A 24,808-nucleotide genomic window follows, 5' to 3' on the forward strand; every position below is an offset into this window, starting at 1 on the left:
GAGCCCCGCGCGGTGTTTCAGCCGACGCGCCGCAGCGTGTCCGGGGTGAGATCTTGCAACGAGGGATAGCCGTCGACCGCCATGATCAGATCGGCTTCGGCCAGCAGCGACCGCAGCACGTGCACGACGCCGTCGACACCTCCCAACGCCAGGCCGTAGGCGTAGGGGCGCCCGACACCGACCGCGGTCGCGCCCAGAGCGAGTGCCTTGACGATGTCCGCGCCGCTGCGGATACCGGAGTCGAACAGCACCGGCAGCCCGTCGGCCGCTTCGACGACGCCGGGCAGACAGTCCAGCGCCGGCAGCCCGCCGTTGGCTTGCCGTCCGCCGTGGGTCGAGCAGTAGATGCCGTCGACTCCGCCGTCCTTGGCGCGGCGCGCGTCGTCGGGATGGCAGATGCCCTTGATGATCAGCGGCAGGTCGGACAGCGAACGCAGCCAGGGTAGGTCGTCCCAGGTCAGAGGGTTGCCGAACAGGGAGGCCCAGCGCAGCACGGTACCTTGCGGGTCTTCTTCGGGTGGACGCGGCAGGCTGGCACGGAACACCGGATCGCTGGTGTAGTTGCTCAGGCAGTGCCCGCGTAATTGCGGGAAGTTCGCGGTGCTCAGGTCGCGTGGGCGCCAGCCGGGGATCCAGGTGTCCAGGGTGACGATGATGGCTTTGAAGCCGGCGGCCTCGGCGCGCTGTACCAGGCTGGCGGCCAGTTCCCGGTCCTTGGGCGTGTAGAGCTGGAAGAAGCCGGGGGTGTCGCCGAACTGGGCGGCGACGTCCTCCATCGGGTCTGCGGTCAACGTGGACACGACCATCGGAACCCCGGTGCGGGCCGCGGCGCGGGCTGTCCCGATGTCGCCGTGGCCGTCCTGCGCGCACAGTCCGATGACGCCGATCGGAGCCATGAACAGCGGCGACGGCAACTTCAGGCCGAACATCTCCACCGACAGGTCGCGCTCGGTGGCGCCGACGAACATGCGCGGCATCAGGCCCCAACGATCGAAGGCTTCGCGGTTGGCCCGCTGGGTGCGCTCGTCGCCGGCGCCCCCGACGACGTAGGACCACACCGAGGGCGGCATGGCCATCTCGGCCCGCGCTTCCAACTCCGCGTAGGCCATGGGCAGCGCGGGCGCTACGCCGGCCAGGCCCTGGAAATAGATCTCGAGCTGATAGTCACCGAATGCCATGACGTAGAGGATGCCAGTGGCAAGGTGGCGGCAGGACTACTGATCCGCGGCCTCCGCCTCGGCGAGTTCCTTCTTCCACTGCCGGAACGACTCTTCGGTGCGACCGCGCCGCCAGTAACCGGATATCGACGCCCACTGGGCTTCGACACCGCGTTCCTTGCGGATGTAGGGGCGCAGGTTGTGCATGACGGCCTGCGCTTCGCCGTGGATGAAGACGTGCACCTGACCGGGCAACCAGGGCGTCGTGGTCACCGCCTCGATCAGCGGCGCGTGGTCGCCGGCGCGGTCTTCGGGAACCAGGTCGGCGCGGCCGCCGCGCACGATCCAGGACACGTCGACACCTTCGGGGTGGGTCAGCTCGATCTCGTCGTCGGGGAAGGCGACCTCGATGAACGCCTTGCCCACCGCCGTTTCGGGCAGGGCTTCCAGCGCCGCCGCGATGGCCGGCAGCGCGGATTCGTCGCCGGCCAGCAGGTGCCAGTCGGCGGTCGGGTCGGGCGTGTAGGCGCCACCGGGCCCCATCAGATAGATCCGCTGACCGGGTTCGGCGGTCGCGGCCCATTGCCCGGCGACGCCGTGTTCGCCGTGTACCGCGATGTCGACGGTGATCTGCTGGGCCTGTTCGTCGACACGGCGGACGGTGATGGTGCGCACCGGGGGCCGCTGCTCGGGGGGCAGGTCGGAGAAACTGTCCTGCGTCAGAGGCTGCGGCAACTCGTCCACGTCGATGTTGTCGGCGACGAAGACCAACTTGACGTAAGAGTCGGTGAACTTGCTGGGCACGAAGGTCTCGAAATTACTGCTACCCAGCACCAACCTGACCATGTGCGGGGTGAGGTCCTCGGTGCTGACTACTTCGAATGCCTGCAAAGGCCGACCTGCCACTGTTGCTCCTGTTCTGACCTGAGGGCACCGAACCCGACCCTCATTCGACTATACGAGTCGCGTTTTGCTGCGCGCCCGACGCACGAGGCGCCACTGTCCGTCGTCGGGCTCGACCAGTCCGGCCACCTCAAGCAACGCCAACGGCCCCAGCACCTGTTCGGGGACCAGACCGGCCGCGACGGCAATCTGGTCTACCGTTGCGCAACCACGGCCGGGTAGCGCGTCGTGGACCCGGCGTTCGGTCTCGCTCAGCCCGTCCAGCGGGGTCTCAGGTCGCGGCTCGTCGAGCGCCAACTCACCGATGCGACCAACCAGTTCGACGACGTCGTCGGCGCGGGTGACCAACTCGGCGCCGTTGCGCAGCAACGCATGACATCCTGCGGATGCCGACGACGTGACCGGGCCGGGCACCGCGGCCACCACCCGGCCCAGCGCACGTGCCCAGGCCGCGGTGTTGGCGGCACCGCTTCGAAGACCGGCTTCCACCACGACCGTCGCGCCGGCGACGGCGGCGACGAGCCGGTTGCGGGTGAGAAACCGGTGCCGGGCCGGCCGGACACCCGGCGGGTATTCGGTGACCAGCAGGCCGTGCCGACCGATGCGGTGCAGCAACCCGGAGTGTCCCGCCGGATAGGGCACGTCGATTCCGCCGGCCAGCACGGCCACGGTGACACCCTCGGCCGCCAGCGCCGCCCGGTGCGCCGCGCCGTCAATGCCGAACGCGCCACCGGAGACGACCGCGACGTCCCGTTCGACCAGACCCGCCGCCAGGTCGGCCGCCATGTGTTCGCCGTAGCTGGTGGCGGCGCGGGTGCCGACGATGGCCGCGCAACGTTGGGACACCTCGTCCAGCACCGCGGGTCCCAGCGCCCACAAGACCAGCGGCGGCCCGCCCCGAGATCTGAGGGAGGCGCTGTCGAATGCGGCGAACGACAGCACCGGCCACTCGTCGTCGTCCGGGGTGATCAACCGGCCGCCACGGCGCCCGAGGAGATCCAAATCGTCTGCGGCTCGGTCGATTTCACGTCTGGCTTCGGTCTGGCGGGCCAGTGCGCCGTCGACCAGGCCCCGCCGAATACGCTCGGCTGCCTCCTGCGGGCCCACGCATCGCACCAGCGCGGCGAGTTCAGCGCACGGCGGTTCGGCCACCCGCGACAGGTAGGCCCAGGCCCGCGCCTGTGCATCCATGCTCATCGCGCGGCTCCGAACTGCCGAAAGCTCAGTGCCGCAGCCACTTCCGCTAACCCTGGTGACGTCTGCCCGGCGAGGTCGCCAAGCGTCCACGCGACCCGCAGCGTGCGGTCCACGCCGCGGATGCTGAGCATCCCCTGCCGCAGCGCTTTGTGCAGTGGCGCCATCGCGGCACCCCCAAGCCTGAATTCCCGGCGCAGCAGCGCGCCGCTGACTTCGGCGTTGGTGCTGTAGCCGTGCGGCTTCCAGCGGTGGGCCGCGGCCTCCCGGGCCTGCGCTACGCGGCGCCGGACCTGTGCTGTCGACTCTCCGTCGGCCTCCGAGAACGCCCCGGCACGTACCACGTGCATCTGCACCCGCAGGTCCACCCGGTCGAGCAGCGGGCCGGACAGTTTGCTCAGGTAGCGTCGTTTGACCAGGCCGGGGCAGATGCAGTCCTGCGGATCGGCCGGAGCGCAGGGACACAGATTGGCCGCCATCACCAGTTGGAACCGGGCGGGGTAGCACGCCACGCCGTCGCGACGGGCAAGCCGGATCTCGCCGTCTTCCAACGGCGTTCGCAACGCGTCCAACGTCCTGGCGCCGATTTCGGCGCATTCGTCGAGAAACAACACCCCGCGGTGCGCCCGGCTGACCGCGCCCGGACGCGCCAGCCCACTACCCCCGCCGACGAGGGCCGCCACGCTGGAGGTGTGATGCGGCGCGACAAATGGTGGCCGGGTGATCAGGGGCATGTCCCCGGACAGCAGGCCCGCCACGGAGTGGACGGCGGTGACCTCGAGTGCCTCGTCATGGGTCAGCGGCGGCAGCAGTCCCGGAAGGCGTTGCGCCAGCATCGTTTTGCCCACTCCGGGCGGGCCGGTCATCATCAGGTGGTGGGCACCGGCGGCCGCCACTTCGACGGCGAAACGCGCCTGCGACTGACCGACGACGTCGGCCAGATCTGCCGTCGGCTCGTCGACGACGGGTGCTGCGGGCACCGGCTCGTCCAGCCTCCCGGACCCGTCCAGCCAGCTCTGCAGGTGCCTGAGCGTGCGCACACCGCGGACGTCGATGCCGTCGACCAGGTTGGCCTCGGCGAGGTTGGCGCTCGGAACGACTACGGTCGGCCAGCCGTCCCGCTTGGCGGCCAGCACAGCGGGCAGCACTCCGCGGACCGGTCGCACCCGGCCGTCCAAAGACAACTCCCCCAGCAGCACTGTCTTTTCCAGCCGATGCCACCGCTTCTTGCGCTGGGCCGACAACACCGCAGACGCCAACGCGATGTCGTAGACGGACCCCATCTTGGGCAACGTCGCCGGGGACAACGCCAGGATCAGGCGGGCCATCGGCCACTCGTTGCCGCAATTGGTGACCGCGGCGCGCACCCGATCGCGCGACTCCTGCAACGCCGCGTCGGGCAGACCCACCAGGTGCACTCCCGGCAGTCCCGAGCTGATGTCGGCCTCGATCTCCACGATGTGCCCGTCCAACCCCTGCACCCCGACCGAGAACGCGTGTCCCAGCGCCATCACCCCACCCCCTTGAGGTGAGTCAGCTCCGGGACGCGGCAACGGCCGATACGCACACCGACGACGTCGATGCGGATCGCGGCCCATCTTTCGTGCTGGCCGGCCAGCCACAACCCGGCCAACCGGCGCAGCCGGCGCACCTTCTGCCCAGTCACCGCCTGCGCCACTCCGCCGTAGCCGTCGCCGGTGCGCGTCTTGACCTCGACGAACACCACTGTGCGGGCGGCCACGTCGCACGCGATCACGTCAAGCTCGCCATATCGGCAACGCCAGTTGCGGTCCAGGATCCGCAAGCCCAGGCCGATCAGATGGTCTACCGCCAGTTGCTCACCCAGCGCGCCGAGCTGGGTTCGAGTCATCGTCGTCATGACGCTGAATGTGCCCGCTCGCCCCGACACATTGGCGGTGACGGACGCGTCGCGGCCGGCGCAACGACCCTGTTATCCCCAGTTGAGCATTCATCCACAGCCCGAATCCCGCCGGACCATGGCTTCTAGACGACCCGCTCCGCCCGGGTGTAGACGTTCATCGAATCCTCCCGCAGGAACGCCACCAGCGTGACCCCGGACTCCTCGGCCAGCGAAACCGCCAGCGACGACGGCGCCGAAACGGCAGCCAGCACCGGGATCCCGGCCATCAGCGCCTTCTGCGTCAACTCGAACGACGCCCGCCCGCTGACCAGCAGCACCGACGCCGACAGCGGGATCCGGTCGTGCTCTAGCGCCCAACCGATCACCTTGTCCACGGCGTTGTGTCGGCCGATGTCCTCCCGCGCGACCAGCATCGTCCCGTCGACCCCGAACAACGCGGCGGCGTGCAGCCCGCCGGTGGACGCGAAAACCGTTTGGGCGTCCCGCAATTGGTGCGGCATCCGGGTCAAGGTGGCGGTGCTGACGGTGGCGGGATCGTCCCCGGGCGCGTAGCGACTGATCGCGCGCACCGCCTCCAGCGACGCTTTGCCACAGACCCCGCACGAGGACGTGGTGTAGAAGTTGCGGGTCACATCCAGGTCCGGAAGCTCGACGCCGGATGCCAGCGTCACGTCGAGCACGTTGTAGTCGTTCACGCCGTCGGTGTCGCGCCCGGCGCAGTATCGGATGGTCCGCACGTCCGCCCGCTCGGCGATGATCCCTTCGGTCAGCAGAAAGCCTTGTGCCAGTTCGACATCCGAACCAGGCGTGCGCATAGTCACGGTGACCGGCGTCCCGTCGAGGCGGATTTCCAGCGGCTCTTCGACAGCTAGGATCTCCTGGCGGGTGCTCACTTGATCGGCGACCAGATGTCTGACGCGCCGACGCGCGGTTACGTGCCCCACTGCGTCTTTTCGGCTGTCACCGGCTCAACGTACCTTGGCCACGTCAGACCGCGGCGGCCAGCGACTCCAACGCCTCCACCGAGGTGTGCGTCGGGCGCCAACCGAGCTGCCGTCTGGCCCGGCTGGTATCCATCACCACCGATGTCCGCGCGACGTGCAGCCACTCCAGCAGAGAGGGGACGAACGGCAAACGCGAAATCGTCGTCGACGCCACCGATGCCGCAGCGGCCGGAACCCGGATCGGGCGGGCCCCGAGGGCCTTGGCGACCTGACTGACCGTGACGACCCCGTTTCCGGCGATGTTGTATGCACCCGGCGGGGCCGGTGACGTAGCCGCCAGCGCGATCGCCGACGCGACGTCGTCGTGATGCACCAACTGCAGCGGAAACCCGGGGTCGGGGACCACCGGCTTGAGCAACGGCACCATCCTGGACACCGCACGCACCGGAGCCGGCAACTTCGTCAACGGCCCTGCCAGCGCGGGCGCTTCGGGACCGACGACGATGCACGGCCGCAGCACGAACACCTCCAAGGACGAGCCGTCGGTGATCTCGGCCAGGGCCGCCTCGCACGCGGCCTTCTGGTCTGAGTAATAGTGCTCGGCAGAACCGCGCGCCGGGACATCCTCGGTCAACGGCACCGGGTTGTCGGAGTGATACCCGTAGGCTGCGACCGACGAGGTGTACACCAGGCGCCGGGGACGCTTCGCGTCGACCGTGGCTTCGAATACGTTGCGGGTGCCGCGCAGGTTGACCCGTTCGCTCTCCTCACGCGAACCCATGATGACGAAGGCCAGATGGACGACCACGTCGGCGTCGGCGACCAACGCCTCGACCGCGTCGCGATCCAGGATGTCCCCTTGCCGGTACGTCGTCTTCGCCCAGCTGTGAACGCGCGGATCGAACGGCCGCCGCGCCATCCCGAGAATCTTGTCCACGGCGGGTTCGCGCTCCAGCGCGGTGACGGCCGAGATGCCGATTTCCCCGGTCGGCCCGGTGACGGCGACGGTTAAGCCCACCTGCAATGGCCTTCCCTCTTCTGCGCCGGTCAAACGCCCGGGGGCGATAAGTCACCGAATGTGTGCAATTCGCAACACCTGGCTATTCATAGCGGGTTCATGTCATCTGGCAGCGAAAGAGGAGCCATGAAGCTGATCGCACCGACCGATTCGATGTTCCTGGTTGGCGAGTCACGCGAACACCCGATGCACGTCGGTGCTCTGCAGCTCTTCAAGCCGCCGGAGGGAGCCGACGACGACTTTGTGACCGAGGCGTACGAGTCGATGCTGGCCTGCACCGACATCCAGCCCACTTTCCGCAAGCATCCGGCTTTCGCCGGCCCGCTCACCAATCTCGCTTGGGCGATCGACCAGGACGTCGAACTCGATTACCACTTCCGCCGCTCCGCCCTCCCTCGGCCCGGCCGGGTCCGCGAGTTGCTGGAACTGTGCTCGCGCTTGCACGGCAGTCTGCTCGACCGCCACCGCCCCTTATGGGAGGCGCATCTGGTCGAGGGCCTCAACGACGGGCGCTACGCGGTCTACACGAAGTTCCACCATTCGCTGATGGACGGCGTGTCCGCGCTGCGGATGATGCAGCGCGCGTTCACCGACGACCCGGGCGACGACGAAGTCCGGGTGCCCTGGGAGCTCAAACCGCGCCACAAGCCGGACAGCGACGGCGGATCCTCGCCGCTGCAGAAGCTGACCGGCGCGATCGGCTCGACCGCGGCTTTGGCGCCGTCGACGCTGTCCCTGGCGCGCGCGGCGTTGCTCGAACAACAACTGACGTTTCCGTTCCGGGCGCCCAAGACCATGTTCAACGTCAGGATCGGCGGTGCTCGGCGCATTGCGGCCCAGTCGTGGTCGCTGGAGCGACTCTTCGCGGTCAAGGACGCCGCCAACGCCACCTTCAACGACGTGGTGTTGGCGATGTCCGCGGGTGCGCTGCGGAGCTATCTGCTCGAACAGGACGCGCTTCCCGATGCGCCGCTGATCGCGATGGTCCCGGTGAGCCTGCGCAAGGAATCCGACGCCGAAGGCAGCGGGAACGCCGTGGGCACCGTGTTATGCAACCTGAACACCGACCTCGAGGACGCGGGCAAACGCTTCGAAGGGATCAGTTCCTCGATGCGCGAGCAGAAGCAGCTGTTCATGGAGCTTCCCCAGGTCCAACAGCTCGCTCTGTCGGCGTTTCTGACCGGAGGGCTCTTCCTCGGACTGATTCCGGGATTCATCCGCACCGCCCCACCGCCGTTCAATATTGTGATATCCAACGTGCCGGGATCGAAGGATTCGTTGTACTGGCGCGGTGCGCAGCTGGTCGGCAACTACCCGTTGTCGATCACCCTGGACGGCCAGGCCATGAACATCACCGTGACCAACAACGGCGAGAATCTTGATTTCGGTCTGGTGGGCGCCAGGGGCAGCGTGCCGCATCTGCAACGCATGCTGAGTCACCTGGAGACGTCACTGAAAGATCTCGAACGTGCCGTAGGTGTGTGACCCGCATGACGACTCCGATAGCCTACGGCCGTCCCAGCGCTTCGAAGGACGGTATGGACGTGGCAGACGAATCGAGGGCCGACAGCTCGGCACCCGGCGCGTTGACGGCTGATCCCGCCACCGTGTTCGCCGCCCTGGCCGAGATCATCTACCAGGGTTCGGATGCGAAGCAGATGTATGCGGCCATCTGCGTGGCGGCCACCTTGATCGTGCCGGGATGCGATCACGCCAGCATGCTGATGAAGCGCGACGACCAGTACGTGACGGTCGGGGCGAGCAGTCGTCTCGCCCACCACATTGACGACCTGGAACGACGTGCCGGCGACGGCCCCTGTATCGACGCGATCGAGGAGGAGACGCCGCAGATCGAACCCGATCTGGCCACGCCGACCCTGTGGCCGGCACTCGCGGCCCGGCTGGTCGCCGAGACGCCGGTGCGCGGTGCGATGGGATTTCGGCTGCTGATCGACAAGCGCAAGGTGGCTGCGCTCAACTTGTTCAGCGAAACACCCAACCTGTTCGACTCGGAATCGGCGGGACGGGCCGCGGTGCTGGCCTCGTTCGCCAGCGTGGCCATCAACGCGGTCGCGCAAGGCGAAGACGCCTCGAGCCTGCGCCGGGGCCTGCTGAGCAACCGGGAGATCGGCAAGGCGGTCGGCATGCTGATGATGCTGCACGAGATGAACGAGGATCAGGCCTTCGACCTGTTGCGACGGCACTCGCAGGGACTGAACATCAAGCTCGCCGACGTCGCGCGCAGGGTCATCGATGCCCGCGGTCAGCTGCCGCCGGGGCAGGACTGACTACTCCGGCAGCCGCAGTTCGGGCTTTTCGACCTCTTCGATGTTGACGTCTTTGAACGTCACCACCCGCACCTGTTTGACGAACCGGGCCGGCCGGTACATGTCCCAGACCCACGCGTCGGCCAGGCGTAGCTCGAAGTACACCTCGCCGTCGGCGTTGCGCGGCACCATCTCGACACTGTTGGCCAGATAGAAGCGCCGCTCGGTTTCCACGACGTAGCTGAACTGACCGACGATGTCCTTGTATTCGCGGTAAAGCGAGAGCTCCATCTCGGTTTCGTACTTTTCGAGATCTTCTGCACTCATCTGTTCAGACGTCCTTTTCCCGCAACTCTTGCCCCATCTTTGCGCACTCGTAAACGGCGCCCTCGCCCGGACCGCCGGAGCCGAGCACGGTCGCGACCCGCCGCACGTTGATGAACGAACGGCGGTGCTCGGGACACGGCCCGAGGCGGCTCAACGCGCGACTGTGCGCGGGAGTGCTGTAGCCCTTGTGCTCGGCGAAGCCGTAGCCGGGATGATCGGCGTCCATCGCGACCATCAACCGATCCCGGCTGACCTTGGCCAGCACACTGGCAGCGGCGATGCAGGCCGCCGCCGCGTCGCCGCCGACCACCGGCAGCGACGGCACCGCCAACCCGGGCACCCGAAAACCGTCGCTCAGCACATAACCCGGCCGCACCGACAACCCCGCCACCGCGCGCCGCATGCCCTCGATGTTGGCCACGTGCACCCCGCGGCGGTCGACCTCGGTCGAGGGAATGAACACCACGTGATAGGCGAGGGCATACCGACGGATCAACGGGAACAGCTTCTCCCGCGCCTTCTCTGTCAGCTTCTTCGAATCGTCAAGAGCGGCAAGGCTTTCCAGGCGGTTCGGACCCAGCACGCAGGCCGCCACGACGAGCGGGCCGGCGCAGGCGCCACGCCCCACCTCATCCACCCCGGCAACCGGACCCAGACCGCTGCGGTGCAGCGCGGATTCCAGGGTGCGCAATCCTGACGATTTGCGGATCACCGTCCGTGGCGGCCAAGTCGTGGCCATGGCTACTGACCTTGCTGAGGGTTCACCGAACCCACGCCACCCCACCGCTGCGGCGGCCACACGATGAACCTGGCCTTGCCGATGACATTGTCGACCGGCACCGTTCCCGCCGTCGGGTCGCCCGTGCACTGCATCGGGCAGTGCGCCCGCGAGTCCGCCGAGTGGGTCCGGTTGTCACCCATCACCCAGAGCCGTCCCGGCGGCACCGTGACCGGCCCGAATTCGCTGCCCAGGCACCGGTAAGCCTGCTGGTACGGCGAGATCATCATCGTGTTGGCGTCCAGATACGGCTCCTTGAGCGGCTTGCCGTTGACGGTCAGGCCGGTGTCTTCGTGGCACTGAACGGTCTGTCCGCCGACCGCGATCACCCGCTTGACCAAGTCGTTCTCGTCGGGCGGCACGAAGCCGATGAAGGAGAGCGCATTCTGCACCCAGCGCACCAGGGTGTTGTGCGAGCGGATCGACTTGTAACCGATGTTCCACGACGGCGGACCCTTGAAGACGATCACGTCGCCGGGTTTCGGCTCGCCGAAGCGGTAGCTGAGTTTGTCGACCATGATGCGGTCGCCGACGCACGTCGAGCAGCCGTGCAGGGTCGGTTCCATCGACTCCGACGGGATCAGGTACGGACGCGCGACGAACGTCAGCATGACGTAGTAGAGGGTGAGCGCGATGACGGCCAGTGTGGCGAGTTCCCGCAGCGTCGAGCGCTTCGGCTTGGCTTCGCCTTCCTCGGAATCGGAGGCGACGACCTCGTCGTCGTCCGGCGTTTCGGCTTCGCTGGTGACGCGCGGCTGCGACTCCGGCGGCGCAGCGTCAGGCCGGCGCTCGGAATGCGAGTCCTCCGAAGGAGATCCCTCAGTGTCAGTCACGAGATCAGCGTAGCCAGCACCGTGCGGGCGGCTGCGGACGCCGGGACCCAACCGGGGCGTGCGCGGTCAGCGCTTCTCCTTGATCTTGGCCTTCTTGCCGCGCAGCTCACGCAGGTAGTACAACTTGGCCCGACGGACGTCGCCGCGGGTCACCACCTCGATGTGGTCGATGTTGGGCGAATGCACCGGGAAGGTGCGTTCGACGCCGACGCCGTAGCTCTCCTTGCGCACCGTGAACGTCTCGCGGATGCCGCCACCGGAGCGGCGGATCACCACGCCCTTGAACACCTGGATACGTTCCTTGGCGCCCTCGATGACCTTGACGTGCACGTTGATGGTGTCGCCGGGGTGGAAGGCGGGGATGTCGTCGCGCAGCGACGCCTGGTCGACGAAGTCCAGCCTGTTCATGGGAGAGACACTTCCTCGGGGTCGCGGCCTGGGTTAGACCATCCGCACGCGGACGTGCGGCGGTCACCAAGCCGATGGTTTTCGGGCTTCTTAGTCGCGTCTCGCGGCAGGCGGTAGGCACGCGCCTTCCGACGGCCACCGGAGACAACCGCCCAATTGTGCCAGATGGTGCGCATGCAGTGAAAATCACAGGAAACTGTAGTGGTTCGCGCCCGCGCCGAAGCGCCTGCAAATGGTACATATGACTGGGGTTCTAACCGCGCCGAATCAATACCTGGACGAGATCGCAAACCTCGGCTTCACGACGCGGCAGCCCGGCCACACAGACGCCCACGGGACGCCAGGAGGAGCGCCATGCGAGCCCGTCCGCTGACCATGCTGACCGCCGCGGCGGCAGCGGCGTTGGTGGTGGTGGCCGGGTGCGAGGCGACCGTGCACGCCAATGCGTTCAACTCCGCCGCGCCGTCGGTGTCCGAGCAGCACCCGCAACCGCAACCGCAGTTGGTGGAGTTGCTGCTGCGGGCCATCACACCGACCGGGGCGCCGCTGGCGTTGCCGAACCTCGTCGGACCCAGCGGACTGGCCGGGGTGCAGGCGCGCGTGCAGCAGGCCACCGCTCAGGCCGCGGTCAGCGGTGCGACCCTTTCGGTGGCCATCCTCGACCGAGTCACGCATCAGTCGGTCTCCAACGGCAACGACCAGATCATCGCCACCGCGTCAGTGGCGAAACTGTTCATCGCCGACGAGTTGCTGCTGCGGGAGTCCGAGGGCCGTGCGGTGCTGTCCCCCGATGACCACCGCGCCCTGGACGCGATGCTGCAGTCGTCCGATGACGATGCGGCCGAGCGGTTCTGGGGCCAGGACGGCGGCGATGCCATCGTCACCACGGTCGCTAACCGCTACGGGCTGACCTCGACCACTCCGCCCAGCGACGGACGGTGGTGGAACACCATCAGCTCGGCCAACGACCTGATCCACTACTACGAGGGGCTGCTGGACGGTTCGGGCGGGCTGCCGTCGGACCGCTCCCGGCTCATCCTCAACAATCTGGCCCGGTCCACCCCCACCGGCATCGACGGCTACCCGCAGCGATTCGGGATACCGGACGGCTTGTACGCCGAGCCCGTCGCGGTCAAGCAAGGTTGGATGTGCTGCATCGGCGCCGATTGGATGCACCTGTCCACCGGGGTGATCGGGGCGGACCGCCGCTACATCATGGTGATCGAGTCGCTGCAGCCCTCCGACGACGCCACCGCCCGCGACACGATCACCCAGGCCGTCAAGACGATCTTCCCCAACGGCCGCATCTAACCTTTGTTGCGCGAGCAGACGCAGAATCGCATTGAGATCGCCTGTTTCGTGCGATTCTCTGTCTGCTCGCGGCGCGAAGGGGCGGGCTCACTCCAGGAGTTCCGGGCGGCGCTCGCGGGTGCGTTGCAGCGACACCTCCCGCCGCCAGGCGGCGATGCGGGCATGGTCCCCGGAGAGCAGGATCTGCGGAACGTCCAGTCCACGCCAGCTCGGCGGGCGGGTGTAGCTCGGCCCCTCCAACAGCCCGTCCAGCGCCGACGAATGCGAATCATGTTGATGCGACGCCGGATTGCCCAGCACTCCGGTCAGCAACCGCAGCACGGCCTCGATCATCACCAGTGCCGCCGACTCGCCGCCGGGCAACACGTAATCGCCGATCGACACCTCTTCGACGCGCATCCGGCGGGCTGAGTCCTCCACCACGCGCTGGTCGATTCCCTCGTATCGGCCGCAGGCGAACACCAGATGGCCCTCGGAGCTCCAACGCTGCGCGGTGGTCTGGTCGAACAGTCTCCCGGCGGGGGTGGGAACCACCAATAACGTTTCCGCCGAACAGATTTCGTCCAGCGCATCGCCCCACACCGGCGCCCGCATGACCATCCCGGGGCCGCCGCCGTACGGCGCATCGTCCACCGAGTGGTGCACGTCATGGGTCCAGCGCCGCAGGTCGTGCACCCGCAAATCCACCAGTCCAGACGCGATTGCCTTGCCGGGCAACGATTCCCGCAGCGGGTCCAGATAGGCCGGGAAGATCGTGACTATATCGATTCTCACGTCGATACGTGCCCCGTCAGCCCAGATCCAGCAGACCGTCGGGCGGCTCGATCTCCAGCGTGCCGTCCTGCAGCGACACCGAGGTGACGATCGCGCTGACGAAGGGCACCAGTACCTCACCGGAATCGCCCTTGACGGCCAGCAACTCGGCGCCGGCGGTGTGCAGCACCTCGGCGACGACGCCGACCTCGCGCCCGGCCGTCGTCGTCACCCGCAGACCCTCCAGCTGATGGTCGTAATAGGTGTCCGGCTCGTCGATCGGCGGCAGTTCGTCGGAGTCGATGACGAACAGGCTGCCTCGCAACGCATCGGCGCCGTCCCGGTCGGTGACTCCGGCCAACCGCACCAGCAACCGGGCACCGTGCGGGCGCGCACCCTCGACCACATAGCTGCGCGTAGGAGCAGCATCGCGCGGTTTCTTGGCGCGCAACCTGCTGCCCGGCGCGAACCGGGTATCGGGATCGTCGGTGCGAACGTCGACCACGACCTCGCCGGTGATCCCGTGGGCCTTGGCCACGCGCCCGACGATCAGCTCCACGGGTGCTACTGGTCGGTGTCCACCACGTCGACGCGGATGCCGCGGCCACCGATTCCGGCTACCAGCGTGCGCAGCGCGGTGGCGGTGCGTCCTCCACGACCGATCACCTTGCCCAGGTCGTCGGGGTGGACGTGGACCTCTACGGTGCGTCCCCGACGGCTGGTGACCAGGTCGACCCGCACGTCGTCAGGGTTGTCGACGATGCCGCGGACCAGGTGCTCGACGGCGTCGACCACGACGGTGCTCACCGGGCTCAGCTCTCGGTGGCGGGCTCGGCCGGCACGGACTGCTCGCCCTGCTCGGACTCGGCGGTGGCGGCCGCCTTCTCCGCGCCGGTCTCGGCGGCCTCGTCACCCTTGGCGGCCTTCTTCGGCGCCGACTTCTTCTTCGGCTTGGTGGCCTCGGTGGTGGGCCCGCCGTCAGCCTCGGCCAGCGCGGCGTTGAACAGCTCGAGCTTGCTGGGCTTGGCGGGCTTGACCTTCAGCCGGCCCTCGGCGCCGGGCAGGCCTTTGAACTTCTGCCAGTCACCGGTGATCTTGAGCAGCTTGAGGACGGGCTCGGTGGGCTGGGCGCCCACGGACAGCCAGTACTGCGCGCGCTCGGAGTCGATCTCGATCAGGCTCGGCTCTTCTTTGGGGTGGTAGCGGCCGATGACCTCGATGGAGCGGCCGTCGCGGCGGGTGCGCGCATCGGCGACGGCCACGCGGTACTGGGGGTTGCGGATCTTGCCAAGCCGGGTGAGCTTGATCTTGACAGCCATGACTGAACTCCTGTGGGTGTCACGCTGCAATTCAGCGACCGGGGCGGGATGCCCGGGTCCGGTTTTGCCTCGCGTGTATGACCGGGGCACGACCTTGGTCGCGCGACGGACAGCCGCCCATTGTGCCAGAAAGCCATGCCCGCGCGGAAATTCGCTTACATGACCTTCTGAAAAGTCTTGGTCTCGACGCGCCGCGTCATCCGCCAGCCTTGCGGGGTGCGCACGAACTCGTCGTCGTACCAGAGCCCGCAGAACAGGATCTGGTCCTGCTCGCCACCGAGCACCATCGGGTTGAAGCAGATCACCCGCGAGGATGCGGTGTCCCCGTCGATGCGGACCGAGAAGTTGCCGAGCATGTGCGAATAGGCCGGGAAATTGGGCAGCACGTCCGACAGCCACTTCTTCACCTTTGGATACGGACCGTCGATGCCGCCGAGTTCGCGGTAGTCGATGTAGGCGTCCGGGGTGAAGACGTTGTCCAGGTCGTCGAAGCGACGTTGGTCGATGGCTGTGCTGTAATCCACCAGCAGCTGTTGAATCTCCAGACGGTCGGAAATTTCGGCCAGGCTCAGCATGCAAACGATTCAACACCCCGCCCTCGCGCCGTTAAACTCAGCGCCCATGCGAAAGCTCTTGGCTGCGGCCGCCGCGCTGTTGGTGTTCTGTAGTGCCCCGGTGTCCAACGCGGACACCGACGTGCAGCAGGCTGCCGGGTCGGTGCCGATCCCGGACGGTCCGGCGCAGACCTGGATCGTGGCCGACCTCGACAGCGGGCAGATCCTGGCCGGCCGCGACCAGAACGTCGCGCACCCTCCGGCGAGCACCATCAAGGTACTGCTGGCGCTCGTGGCGCTCGACGAGCTGGACCTGAACTCGTCGGTCGTCGCTGATTCGCAGGACACGGCGGTCGAATGCAACTGCGCCGGCGTCAGAGCCGGACGCAGTTACACCGCACGCCAACTGCTCGACGGTCTGCTGCTGGTGTCGGGGAACGACGCCGCCAACACGCTGGCGCACATGCTGGGCGGTCAGGAGGCCGCGGTGGGCAAGATGAACGCCAAAGCGGCGTCGCTGGGGGCGGGCAACACCCGCGCCGCGACACCTTCCGGGCTGGACGGGCCCGACGGCTCCGGCTGGTCGACGGCACATGACCTCGCCGTCATCTTCCGCGCGGCGATGGCCAACCCGACGTTCGCGCACATCACCGCCGAGCCGTCGGCCATGTTCCCCACCGAGAACGGCGACCAGCCGATCCTCAACCAGGACGAGTTGCTGACCCGCTACCCCGGCGCGATCGGCGGCAAGACCGGCTTCACCAACGCCGCACGCAAGACATTCGTCGGCGCGGCCGCGCGCGGCGGCCGTCGCCTGGTGATCGCGATGATGTACGGCCTGGTGCACGCCGGCGGGCCGACCTACTGGGATCAGGCGGCCAGCCTGTTCGATTGGGGATTCGCGCTCGGTCCGCAGGCCGGCATCGGCTCGCTTTAGCACCGCGAGCAGACACAAAAGCCCCTGGTTTCGGCACGAAACCGGGGCTTTTGTGTCTGCTCGCGCTCAGGGCCAGGCCGCACCGAAAAGCTTGGTCAGCACCGGAATCCGGCGCTCGGCGATCTCGGGTTGCGGCAGAACGCCTTCCACCACCGCGGCACCGTCGAAGGTATTGGTCAGCAACGCCACCAGGACCGGAAGTGTGTCCTCGGGAACGTTCCCGGTCCCGGGCATCGCCCGGGCCGCCTCGTACATCTTGGACCGGTATTGCCAGAGTTCGTGCTGCAACGTTGCCCGCAGCTTTTCGTCGGTGCGAGCGGCGATCATCAGCTCGTAGAGCACGGCGTTGACGGGGCCGGCGGTGATATCGCGCAGGATCGTCAGCGCCGCCTCCAGCGCCGGCCGCTCGGCCGGTATCTCGGCGACCTGCTTGGTGAACGACTCGATCTGTCGCCGCAACACCTCCGACGCGGTGGCCGCCATGAAGTCGCCCATCGTTTCGAAGTGGCGGAACAGCGCGCCCACCGACACCCCGGCGCGTTTGGTGATCACCGCAGCCGAGGCCCGGGCGTAGCCGGACTCGATGATGGTGTCGATGCAGGCATCCAGAAGCCGGCCGACGGTCTCCTCGCGGCGCTGCTGCTGAGTCCTGGCCATCTAGGCGGGCACGCTCGCCAGCGCCGCCTGCCGCTCGCCGGCGCGCAGGTAGCGGCCCGACTTCACGGTTTGGCCGTAGCCCTCGCAGAACTCGCCGTCGCGGAAGACCACGGCACCTCCGACCCCCGTCGCGACGACGGTCGCATCGTTGCGGTTGACCATCCGTCGCAGGCCGCCGTAGAACGGGACCGCCTCCTCGTTGTAGCTGTCCACCGAGTCGTCGAGGTGGGCGGGGTCGATGACCACGAAGTCTGCCCGGTCGCCTTCGCGCAGCGTGCCGGCGTTGATGCCGAACCATTCGGCGACTTCGGCCGTGAGCCGGTACACCGCGCGCTCCACGGTCAGGAACGGCTTGCCCGCCTGCAACGCGTCCCGCGTTCGCTTGAGCAACCGCAGCGGGAAGTTGTAGAAGGCCATATTGCGCAGGTGCGCACCGGCGTCGGAGAACCCCATGTGCACGCTCGGGTCGGCGGCCAGCTTGTTCAGTTGCTTGGGGCGGTGATTGGCGACGACGGTCGTCCAGCGCACGTTGCGCTCCCCGTTCTCGACCAGGATGTCCAGGAAAGCGTCCAGCGGGTGCAGTCCACGTTCGTCGGCAATCGCACCAAAGCTCTTGCCTACCAACGTCTTGTCGGGGCATTCGACGATCACCGCGTCGTGGAAGTCGCGGTGCCACAACGACGGACCGAGCTTCTTGCGGTCGAACTGACGGCGGAACCGGCGTCGGTAGGACTCGTCGGCCAACAACTCGTTGCGTTGCAGTTGGTCACGAAGATGCAGGGCGGCGGTGCCGGCACCGAACTCCTCGAACACCGGCAGATCGATTCCGTCGGAATACAACTCGAACGGCACGGGCAGGTGCTGGAAACGCACGCTGGAGCCGAGCAGCCTGTTCAGCAACCGGGTACCGCGCCCGAAGATGTGCACACCCATCGGCATCGACTTGGCATCGGCCGAGACCAGCATGCTCATCCGAACACCCTTGCTGCGGTTGAGGATTCGGCTGCTGGTCAGGAAGAACATGAACGGCGACAGCGGACTGTTGACATTGGGCGCGCTCTGCAGGATGCGGCCGCGTTTGCGTAACACTGCGATCAACCGGCGGCGTTCCCGCCAGGTCGCGAAGGTCGACGGCAGCGCGCGGGAGCGGAAGCGCTCCCCGTCGAGCTTGTCGATCGGCGCGTCCATGCCGGACATGCCCAGCATCCCGGCGTCCAGCGCTTGGTCGAGCAGTTTGGCCATCTTTTCCAGCTCGGCATCGGTCGGCCGCACCGTCTCGTCGGTGGCGCGCTCGAGGCCCAGCACCGAAGTGCGCAAGTCCGAATGACCAAGCATCGAACTGATATTGGGACCCAGCGGCAGGGCGTCGAGCTTCTCGATGTACTCCGCGGGCGTCGACCACGTCCTGTTGTTCTCCAGAGCGCCGAGTACGAAGTCACGCGGCACCGCCTCGACCCGACTGAACAGGTCGGCGGCGTCCTCCGAATCCGCGTAGACCGTCGACAGCGAACAGTTGCCCAGCATCAGAGTGGTGACCCCGTGCCGCACCGACTCGCGCAGGCCCGGGTCGAGCAGGATCTCGGCGTCGTAGTGGGTGTGCACGTCGATGAATCCGGGCAGCACCCACTTCCCGTGCGCGTCGATCACCTCGGGGCATCCGGTCTCGTCCAACGGCATGGCCGACACCGTGGCCACGACACCGTCCCGGATGCCCAGCGTCCGGGTCTTGGGCTTCGCGCCGGTGCCGTCGAACCACAGGCCGTCGCGGATGATCACGTCGTAGGTCACTGTTCCTCCAAGTCGTGGGCTGGCCCGAACGCTAACATAGATAGCGATCACTCGCAATCTTTTCCCGGCTTCAGCCCCCCGGTTTCGAGCCGGGTTTGGTGCCGGTCGGCGGCGCACCGGTCGCGCCGGGGATCTGGGCCGGATCGGGCACGTCGACTTCCGGTGGTATCTCCCCGCTGCGGGTGATCGCAGCCGGGATGCGGATGACGCCACCTTTCCGGCCGCATTCGTCGGTCTGGACCGAGACGACCATTTCGCCGACGAGTTCGCCGTGCGGTTGCGGGCGCAGCGACAGCACCTGCTCGGTGGTCTGGGTACTCGCGGAGCCGCTGGCCGCGACGCACGGGAAACCGTTGGTTTCCGGACGGGACCGCCACTGCCCGTCGCCGAATTCCAGGATCAGCGGGTGCACGCCGGGCGACATCTCCCGGGTGTGCTCGCTGCTGTCAAGCAGTGTCGCCGCGGCCAGGCAAGTAGTGGAGCACGACGACCGGATGGCCCACCAGGTCGTGACGTCCGGGGGCTGCGGATCAGGTCTGCCGTCGAATGTCTGCGCGGAGCGCCGCAGCTCGAGGCGGTAGGTCCCGGACGACAACGGCGTCCCGGGAGCAGGCGTCGCCACTGCACCCGTCGACTGGTCGGCGGCGCGGGTCTGGTGCGCATGCAGATGATGCCCGACGGTCTTGCCCTCGGCGAACAGGCCGATCCCCAGGATCACCGCGGCCACCCCGAGCACGCCGCGGCGCAGCCAGCGACGCGAAGTCGTCATCGACGTTTCCTCGAAGTTCGGGTAGTCCACGGCGACGGCGCCCGCATCCTCAGCCGCTGCCAACCGGGCAGCCCTGATCTCTCGACCGGGTACGACTGGCCCGTCGACGAGTAAGTCAGCATCCGCACGACGGTGTGACCGGCAAACGTCGCGCCGCTGGCCAAGGCCATCCGGTGATATTAACCCCGCTCGGCGACCAGCCGGCGACAATCCTCAGCTGGGCCGAAACACGTTGCCGCGCAGTATCACCAGATCGGGCCGGCTCAGCACACCGGGACCTTGACGCGGATCCTCGGCATAACACAGCAGGTCCGCTGAGGCTCCATGGTCCAGTCCGGGCCGGCCCAGCCAGCGCCGGGCGTCCCAACAGGCCGCGCCCAGCGCCTCGGTCGGGCTCATCCCGATGCCCTTGAGCGCCTCCACCTCGTCCGCGACGCGTCCGTGCCGGATCATGCCGCCGGCGTCGCTGCCGGCATAGATCGGCACGCCGGCTTCGTAGGCGGCGTTGAATCGTTCGGTGCTTCGCGCGTACAGGTCACGCATGTGCGCGGCGTAGACAGGGTAGCGACTCGCCGAGTCGGCGATGCCCGGGAAGTTCTCGATGTTGATCAAGGTGGGGACCAGCGCGGTGCCGTGCTCGAGCATCAGCGCGACGGTGTCGTCGGTGAGGCCGGTGCCGTGTTCGATGCAGTCGATGCCGGCGTTGAGCAGGCCGGGCAGCGCGTCTTCGCCGAAGACGTGCGCGGTGACCCGTGCGCCGTGCGCGTGCGCGACGTCGATTGCCTCTTTGAGGATGTCGTCGGACCACAGCGGGGCGAGGTCCCCGATCCCCCGGTCGATCCAGTCCCCGATCAGCTTGATCCAGCCGTCTCCGAGTCGCGCCTGTTCGGCCACCGCATCCGGCAGTTGCGATTCGTCTTCGAGATCGATCGACAAGCCCGGGATGTAGCGCTTGGGCAGCGCCAGATGCTGTCCGGCGCGGATGATCCGGGGAAGATCAGCGTGGTCGTCGAGGCTGCGGGTGTCGATGGGCACCCCGCAGTCGCGCACCAGCAGGACACCGACGTCGCGTTCGATCTCGGCCTGGACGATCGCCTCGTCGAGTTCGACGCCACCGTCCTGGCCGAGTCCGATGTGGCAGTGCAGATCCACCAGGCCGGGCACGATCCAGCCGCCGTCGAAAATCGTCTCGGCGCCGTCCACCGGCTCGGTGCTGATGTGGCCGTCGTCGACCCAGAGGTCGCTGACGGCTTCGTCGGGCAGCGTCAGCCCTCGCACGTGCAGGCGCACGGCGCGGTTAGCCCTTGCCCGGGAACTTCAGCTTGGACAGGTCGAAATCGGCCAGGCCCGGCGGCAGCTCGTTGAGCCCCTCGGGCATCTGCGACAGATCGGGGAACCCGGCCGGCATGCCCGGCATCCCGGCTCCGAACGGGCTGCGCACCTTCGGCGGCGTCGGACCGCGACCGCCCTTCTTGCCCTTCTTGCCCTTGGCGGCCTTGGACTTCCGGGTCGCCGACTTGCGCCCCATCCCGGGGATGCCCATGCCGCCGAGCATCGAGGACATCATCTTGCGGGCCTCGAAGAAGCGGTCGACGAGCTGGTTCACCTCGGAAACGGTGACGCCCGAACCGTTGGCGATCCGCAGCCGTCGCGAGGCGTTGATGATCTTCGGGTCGGCGCGCTCCTGTGGGGTCATGCCGCGGATGATGGCCTGGATCCGGTCCAGCGACTTGTCGTCGACCTCGGCAAAGGCGTCCTTCATCTGCGCCCCGCCGGGCAGCATGCCCAGCAGATTGCCGATCGGGCCCATCTTGCGCACCGCCAGCATCTGCTCGAGGAAGTCCTCCAAGGTCAGCTCGCCGGCGCCGATCTTGGCCGCGGCCGCCTCGGCCTGCTGGGCGTCGAAGACCTGCTCGGCCTGCTCGATGAGGCTGAGCACGTCGCCCATGCCCAGGATGCGGCTGGCCATCCGGTCGGGGTGGAAGACGTCGAAGTCCTCGAACTTCTCCCCGGTCGACGCGAAAAGGATTGGCACACCGGTCACTTCGCGGACCGACAGCGCGGCGCCACCGCGGGCGTCGCCATCCAGCTTGGTCAGCACCACGCCGGTGAAGCCGACGCCGTCGCCGAAGGCCTGCGCGGTGGCCACGGCGTCCTGGCCGATCATCGCGTCCAGGACGAACAGCACCTCGTCCGGATCGACGGCCTCGCGGATGGCCGCGGCTTGGGCCATCAACTCCTCGTCGATGCCCAGTCGTCCGGCGGTGTCGACGATGACGAAGTCGTGGTGCTTGGATTTGGCCTCGGCGATACCCGCCGCGGCGACGGCGACCGGGTCACCCGGGCCGGATTCCGGGGAGGCCCCCGGGTGTGGGGCGAATACCGGCACCCCGGCGCGCTGCCCGACCACCTGCAGCTGGTTCACCGCGGCGGGACGCTGCAGGTCGCACGCCACCAACAGCGGCGTGTGCCCTTGGTTCTTGAGTCGGAACGCCAGCTTTCCGGCCAGCGTCGTCTTACCGGAGCCCTGCAGGCCGGCGAGCATGATCACCGTCGGCGGCGTCTTGGCGTACGCGAGCTCACGGGTCTCGCCGCCGAGGATGCCGATCAGTTCCTCGTTGACGATCTTCACGACTTGCTGGGCCGGGTTCAGCGCACCGGACACCTCGTGGCCGCGGGCGCGTTCCTTGATCCGGTGGACGAAGGCCCGCACCACGGGCAGTGAGACGTCGGCTTCGAGCAGCGCGAGCCGGATTTCGCGGGTGGTGGCGTCGATGTCGGCGTCGGTCAGGCGGCCCTTGCCGCGCAAGCCCGCGAGCGCACCGGTCAACCGGTCGGAGAGCGATTCAAACACGTGGGCCAGCCTAATGGTCAGTGTCGACACGCCCGGCACGAGCGTGCACAGTTGTACGACGACACGCGGCAATTTCTGGCAATCTGTGCACGCTCGGCACGAGACGGGGATCTACGGATGCTTGAGGTGATCGAGAAGGGTCTGGGCGCCGAGCACGACGGCTTCGTCAGTCGATCGGACGTGCACGTCGCGCACGCCTACCGGACCGAAGCCGAGTTCTTCGACATGGGGCACAACATGATGCTCGAGCCTGGCTGGAGCGACGTCGCCGAGCGTATCCGGGAGTGGCTGGAAACGCGATAGGCTCGGGTCGCTACCGCGACGAAAACCGTTGCCATGCTATGTTTTACAGCCGCACGCACGCCTAGCAGGTACGGGGGATCTTTGTCGATGCAGCCGGTCAGGCCCGCCGACAGCATCGCCGAAGGCAGCCGGCCACTGCGCGGCTGGCAGCGCCGCGCGCTGGTCAAATACCTGGGCAACCAGCCGCGTGACTTCCTGGCCGTGGCCACCCCCGGATCGGGCAAGACGGCGTTCGCGCTGCGCATCGCCGCTGAACTGATCAGCCATCGCGCGGTCGAGCAGATCACCGTCGTGGTGCCCACCGAGCACCTCAAGATCCAGTGGGCCCAGGCCGCCGGGCGCCAGGGCCTGTCGCTGGACCCGAAGTTCAGCAACTCCAACCCGCAGACCTCACCGGAGTACCACGGCGTGGTCGTCACCTACGCCCAGGTCGCCGCGCATCCGAGCCTGCACCGGGTGCGCACCGAGCAACGCAAGACGCTGGTGATCTTCGACGAGATCCACCACGGCGGCGACGCCAAGACGTGGGGCGATGCCATCCGCGAGGCCTTCAGCGACGGCACCCGCCGACTTGCGCTGACGGGCACGCCGTTTCGCAGCGACGACTGCCCGATCCCTTACGTCGACTACGAGCCCGACGGCGACGGTGTGCTGCGATCCCGCGCCGACCACACCTACGGCTACGCCGAGGCCCTCGCTGACGGAGTGGTCCGCCCGGTGGTGTTCATGGCCTATTCCGGGCAGGCGCGCTGGCGCGACAGCGCCGGCGAGGAGCACGAGGCGCGATTGGGCGAGCCGCTGTCGGCCGAGCAGACCGCCCGGGCCTGGCGGACCGCGCTGGACCCCGCCGGGGAGTGGATGCCGGCGGTGATCACCGCGGCCGATCGCCGGCTCCGGCAGCTGCGCGAGCACGTGCCCGACGCCGGCGGGATGATCATCGCCTCGGACCGGACCGCGGCCCGCGCCTACGCCACCCTGCTGCAGCGGTTGACGGGCGAAGCGGCGACGGTGGTGCTTTCCGACGACCCCGGGTCGTCGGCCCGGATCAGCGAGTTCGCCGCGAGCACCAGTCGCTGGTTGGTCGCGGTGCGGATGGTCTCCGAAGGCGTCGACGTGCCCCGCCTGTCGGTCGGAATCTACGCCACGAGCGCGTCGACGCCGCTGTTCTTCGCCCAGGCCATCGGCCGGTTCGTGCGTTCCCGCCGGCCGGGCGAGACCGCGAGCATCTTCCTGCCGTCGGTGCCGAACCTGCTGCAACTGGCCAGCGAACTGGAAGCCCAGCGCGACCACGTGCTGGGCAAGCCGCATCGCGAATCGCTTGAGGATCCGCTGCTCGAGGATCCCGCCACCAAGACGCAGACCGAGCCGGGCGAAGCCGAGAACGGTTTCGTGTCGCTGGGCGCCGACGCCGAGCTGGACCAGGTCATCTTCGACGGGTCGTCGTTCGGGACCGCCACCCCCGCGGGCAGCGAGGAGGAAGCCGACTATCTCGGCATCCCCGGGCTGCTCGACGCCGAGCAGATGCGCGCCCTGCTGCACCGTCGTCAGGACGAGCAGCTGCAGAAGCGCGCGGCCGTGCAGGGACCGTCGGCGCCGACCACCACGCATGGGCAACTTCGCGACCTGCGCCGCGAACTCAACGCGCTGGTCTCGGTCGCCCACCACCGCACCGGCAAGCCGCACGGCTGGATCCACAACGAGCTGCGGCGTCGCTGCGGCGGCCCGCCGATCGCCGCGGCGACCCGGGATCAGCTGCAGGCGCGCATCGTGGCGGTGCGCCAGCTCAACTCCGAGCCCGTCTAGCAACGCCGAGTGTGAACTACACGACGCTTGAGCGGTGTGTCGCGTCGTG

The 24,808-nt window shown here is 67.9% G+C and carries 25 protein-coding genes and 2 pseudogenes; 6 read left to right on the forward strand and 21 right to left on the reverse strand.

Translation table 11 applies throughout. The annotated features are described in order from the left end of the window. Nucleotides 1-17: 17 nt before the first annotated feature. The 7 genes from AC5Y46_RS07425 to AC5Y46_RS07455 form a co-directional block, all read right to left on the reverse strand. On the reverse strand, nt 18-1,178 hold the full coding sequence (locus AC5Y46_RS07425; protein ID WP_499942137.1) for a lactate 2-monooxygenase: 1,161 nt from the start codon (nt 1,176-1,178) through the stop codon (nt 18-20). Nucleotides 1,179-1,214: 36 nt separating this feature from the next. Continuing rightward, complete coding sequence (locus AC5Y46_RS07430) at nt 1,215-2,063, reverse strand: siderophore-interacting protein (protein WP_499942135.1); 849 nt, start codon at nt 2,061-2,063, stop codon at nt 1,215-1,217. A 48-nt stretch (nt 2,064-2,111) separates the two neighbouring features. Then, entirely contained in the window at nt 2,112-3,251 is a 1,140-nt protein-coding gene (dprA, locus tag AC5Y46_RS07435; RefSeq protein WP_499942370.1) for a DNA-processing protein DprA, read from the reverse strand. 2 nt (nt 3,252-3,253) lie between these two features. Next, the gene (locus tag AC5Y46_RS07440) at nt 3,254-4,765 is read right to left on the reverse strand and encodes a YifB family Mg chelatase-like AAA ATPase (protein WP_499942133.1); all 1,512 of its coding nucleotides are present in this window, start codon (nt 4,763-4,765) and stop codon (nt 3,254-3,256) included. After that, nucleotides 4,765-5,133 carry a YraN family protein gene (locus AC5Y46_RS07445; protein ID WP_499942131.1) on the reverse strand — a complete coding sequence of 123 codons (369 nt, stop codon included), beginning with the start codon at nt 5,131-5,133 and terminating at the stop codon, nt 4,765-4,767. Before AC5Y46_RS07445 ends, AC5Y46_RS07440 begins: the two co-directional genes overlap by 1 nt. 125 nt (nt 5,134-5,258) lie before the next feature. Continuing rightward, nucleotides 5,259-6,080 (reverse strand): formate dehydrogenase accessory sulfurtransferase FdhD, encoded by an 822-nt coding sequence (fdhD, locus tag AC5Y46_RS07450; protein ID WP_499942129.1) that lies wholly within the window; start codon nt 6,078-6,080, stop codon nt 5,259-5,261. A gap of 43 nt (nt 6,081-6,123) precedes the next feature. Next, nucleotides 6,124-7,098 (reverse strand): NAD-dependent epimerase/dehydratase family protein, encoded by a 975-nt coding sequence (locus AC5Y46_RS07455; protein WP_499942127.1) that lies wholly within the window; start codon nt 7,096-7,098, stop codon nt 6,124-6,126. 126 nt (nt 7,099-7,224) lie between these two features. On the opposite strand from AC5Y46_RS07455, the gene AC5Y46_RS07460 reads away from it, so the two are divergent. Both AC5Y46_RS07460 and AC5Y46_RS07465 read left to right on the forward strand, forming a co-directional pair. Continuing rightward, a complete protein-coding gene (locus AC5Y46_RS07460) occupies nt 7,225-8,583 on the forward strand; it encodes a WS/DGAT/MGAT family O-acyltransferase (RefSeq protein WP_499942126.1) in 1,359 nt (452 codons plus the stop codon). A 53-nt stretch (nt 8,584-8,636) separates the two neighbouring features. Next, nucleotides 8,637-9,386, forward strand: coding sequence for a GAF and ANTAR domain-containing protein (locus tag AC5Y46_RS07465; protein ID WP_499942368.1), 750 nt, complete (start codon nt 8,637-8,639; stop codon nt 9,384-9,386). Here the strand turns inward: AC5Y46_RS07465 and AC5Y46_RS07470 are convergent, their stop codons facing one another. The 4 genes from AC5Y46_RS07470 to rplS form a co-directional block, all read right to left on the reverse strand. Next, nucleotides 9,387-9,692 (reverse strand): DUF2469 domain-containing protein, encoded by a 306-nt coding sequence (locus tag AC5Y46_RS07470; protein WP_012393608.1) that lies wholly within the window; start codon nt 9,690-9,692, stop codon nt 9,387-9,389. Between the two features lie 4 nt (nt 9,693-9,696). After that, nucleotides 9,697-10,431, reverse strand: a complete 735-nt coding sequence (locus AC5Y46_RS07475) for a ribonuclease HII (protein WP_499942124.1) — start codon at nt 10,429-10,431, stop codon at nt 9,697-9,699. Nucleotides 10,432-10,433: 2 nt separating this feature from the next. Further along, nucleotides 10,434-11,303, reverse strand: coding sequence for a signal peptidase I (gene lepB, locus AC5Y46_RS07480; RefSeq protein ID WP_499942122.1), 870 nt, complete (start codon nt 11,301-11,303; stop codon nt 10,434-10,436). 66 nt (nt 11,304-11,369) lie between these two features. Continuing rightward, nucleotides 11,370-11,711: a 50S ribosomal protein L19 gene (rplS, locus tag AC5Y46_RS07485; protein ID WP_499942120.1), complete on the reverse strand. Its 342-nt coding sequence runs from the start codon at nt 11,709-11,711 to the stop codon at nt 11,370-11,372. A 354-nt stretch (nt 11,712-12,065) separates the two neighbouring features. On the opposite strand from rplS, the gene AC5Y46_RS07490 reads away from it, so the two are divergent. Next, nucleotides 12,066-13,022, forward strand: coding sequence for a serine hydrolase (locus AC5Y46_RS07490; protein WP_499942118.1), 957 nt, complete (start codon nt 12,066-12,068; stop codon nt 13,020-13,022). Between the two features lie 87 nt (nt 13,023-13,109). Here AC5Y46_RS07490 and trmD read toward each other — a convergent pair whose 3' ends face one another. The 5 genes from trmD to AC5Y46_RS07515 form a co-directional block, all read right to left on the reverse strand. Next, the gene (gene trmD / locus AC5Y46_RS07495; protein WP_499942116.1) at nt 13,110-13,796 is read right to left on the reverse strand and encodes a tRNA (guanosine(37)-N1)-methyltransferase TrmD; all 687 of its coding nucleotides are present in this window, start codon (nt 13,794-13,796) and stop codon (nt 13,110-13,112) included. A 16-nt stretch (nt 13,797-13,812) separates the two neighbouring features. Beyond that, nucleotides 13,813-14,334, reverse strand: coding sequence for a ribosome maturation factor RimM (gene rimM / locus AC5Y46_RS07500; RefSeq protein ID WP_499942114.1), 522 nt, complete (start codon nt 14,332-14,334; stop codon nt 13,813-13,815). A 5-nt stretch (nt 14,335-14,339) separates the two neighbouring features. After that, on the reverse strand, nt 14,340-14,582 hold the full coding sequence (locus AC5Y46_RS07505; RefSeq protein ID WP_036354608.1) for an RNA-binding protein: 243 nt from the start codon (nt 14,580-14,582) through the stop codon (nt 14,340-14,342). Nucleotides 14,583-14,587: 5 nt separating this feature from the next. Then, nucleotides 14,588-15,094 carry a 30S ribosomal protein S16 gene (gene rpsP / locus AC5Y46_RS07510; RefSeq protein WP_499942112.1) on the reverse strand — a complete coding sequence of 169 codons (507 nt, stop codon included), beginning with the start codon at nt 15,092-15,094 and terminating at the stop codon, nt 14,588-14,590. Between the two features lie 155 nt (nt 15,095-15,249). Next, on the reverse strand, nt 15,250-15,669 hold the full coding sequence (locus tag AC5Y46_RS07515) for a nuclear transport factor 2 family protein (RefSeq protein ID WP_499942110.1): 420 nt from the start codon (nt 15,667-15,669) through the stop codon (nt 15,250-15,252). A 46-nt stretch (nt 15,670-15,715) separates the two neighbouring features. On the opposite strand from AC5Y46_RS07515, the gene AC5Y46_RS07520 reads away from it, so the two are divergent. Beyond that, nucleotides 15,716-16,585, forward strand: a complete 870-nt coding sequence (locus AC5Y46_RS07520) for a D-alanyl-D-alanine carboxypeptidase family protein (protein WP_499942108.1) — start codon at nt 15,716-15,718, stop codon at nt 16,583-16,585. Between the two features lie 66 nt (nt 16,586-16,651). On the opposite strand, the gene AC5Y46_RS07525 is transcribed toward AC5Y46_RS07520, so the two are convergent. From AC5Y46_RS07525 to ffh, 5 genes and pseudogenes are all read right to left on the reverse strand, one after another. Further along, complete coding sequence (locus tag AC5Y46_RS07525) at nt 16,652-17,242, reverse strand: TetR/AcrR family transcriptional regulator (protein ID WP_499942106.1); 591 nt, start codon at nt 17,240-17,242, stop codon at nt 16,652-16,654. Beyond that, a pseudogene (locus AC5Y46_RS07530) lies at nt 17,243-19,068 on the reverse strand (N-acyl-D-amino-acid deacylase family protein). A gap of 32 nt (nt 19,069-19,100) precedes the next feature. After that, nucleotides 19,101-19,862, reverse strand: coding sequence for an Rv2253/PknI dimerization domain-containing protein (locus tag AC5Y46_RS07535; protein WP_499942105.1), 762 nt, complete (start codon nt 19,860-19,862; stop codon nt 19,101-19,103). A 150-nt stretch (nt 19,863-20,012) separates the two neighbouring features. Further along, complete coding sequence (locus AC5Y46_RS07540) at nt 20,013-21,089, reverse strand: metal-dependent hydrolase family protein (protein ID WP_499942103.1); 1,077 nt, start codon at nt 21,087-21,089, stop codon at nt 20,013-20,015. Nucleotides 21,090-21,096: 7 nt separating this feature from the next. Next, nucleotides 21,097-22,653 carry a signal recognition particle protein gene (gene ffh, locus AC5Y46_RS07545; protein WP_499942102.1) on the reverse strand — a complete coding sequence of 519 codons (1,557 nt, stop codon included), beginning with the start codon at nt 22,651-22,653 and terminating at the stop codon, nt 21,097-21,099. 141 nt (nt 22,654-22,794) lie between these two features. Between ffh and AC5Y46_RS07550 the strand changes: the two are divergent. Next, nucleotides 22,795-22,956: pseudogene (locus tag AC5Y46_RS07550) on the forward strand (alpha/beta hydrolase); the annotation flags it as partial. A gap of 87 nt (nt 22,957-23,043) precedes the next feature. After that, complete coding sequence (locus AC5Y46_RS07555; RefSeq protein WP_499942100.1) at nt 23,044-24,759, forward strand: DEAD/DEAH box helicase; 1,716 nt, start codon at nt 23,044-23,046, stop codon at nt 24,757-24,759. Nucleotides 24,760-24,808 lie beyond the last annotated feature (49 nt).

The sequence above is a fragment of the Mycobacterium sp. NGS59 genome (assembly GCF_059812345.1).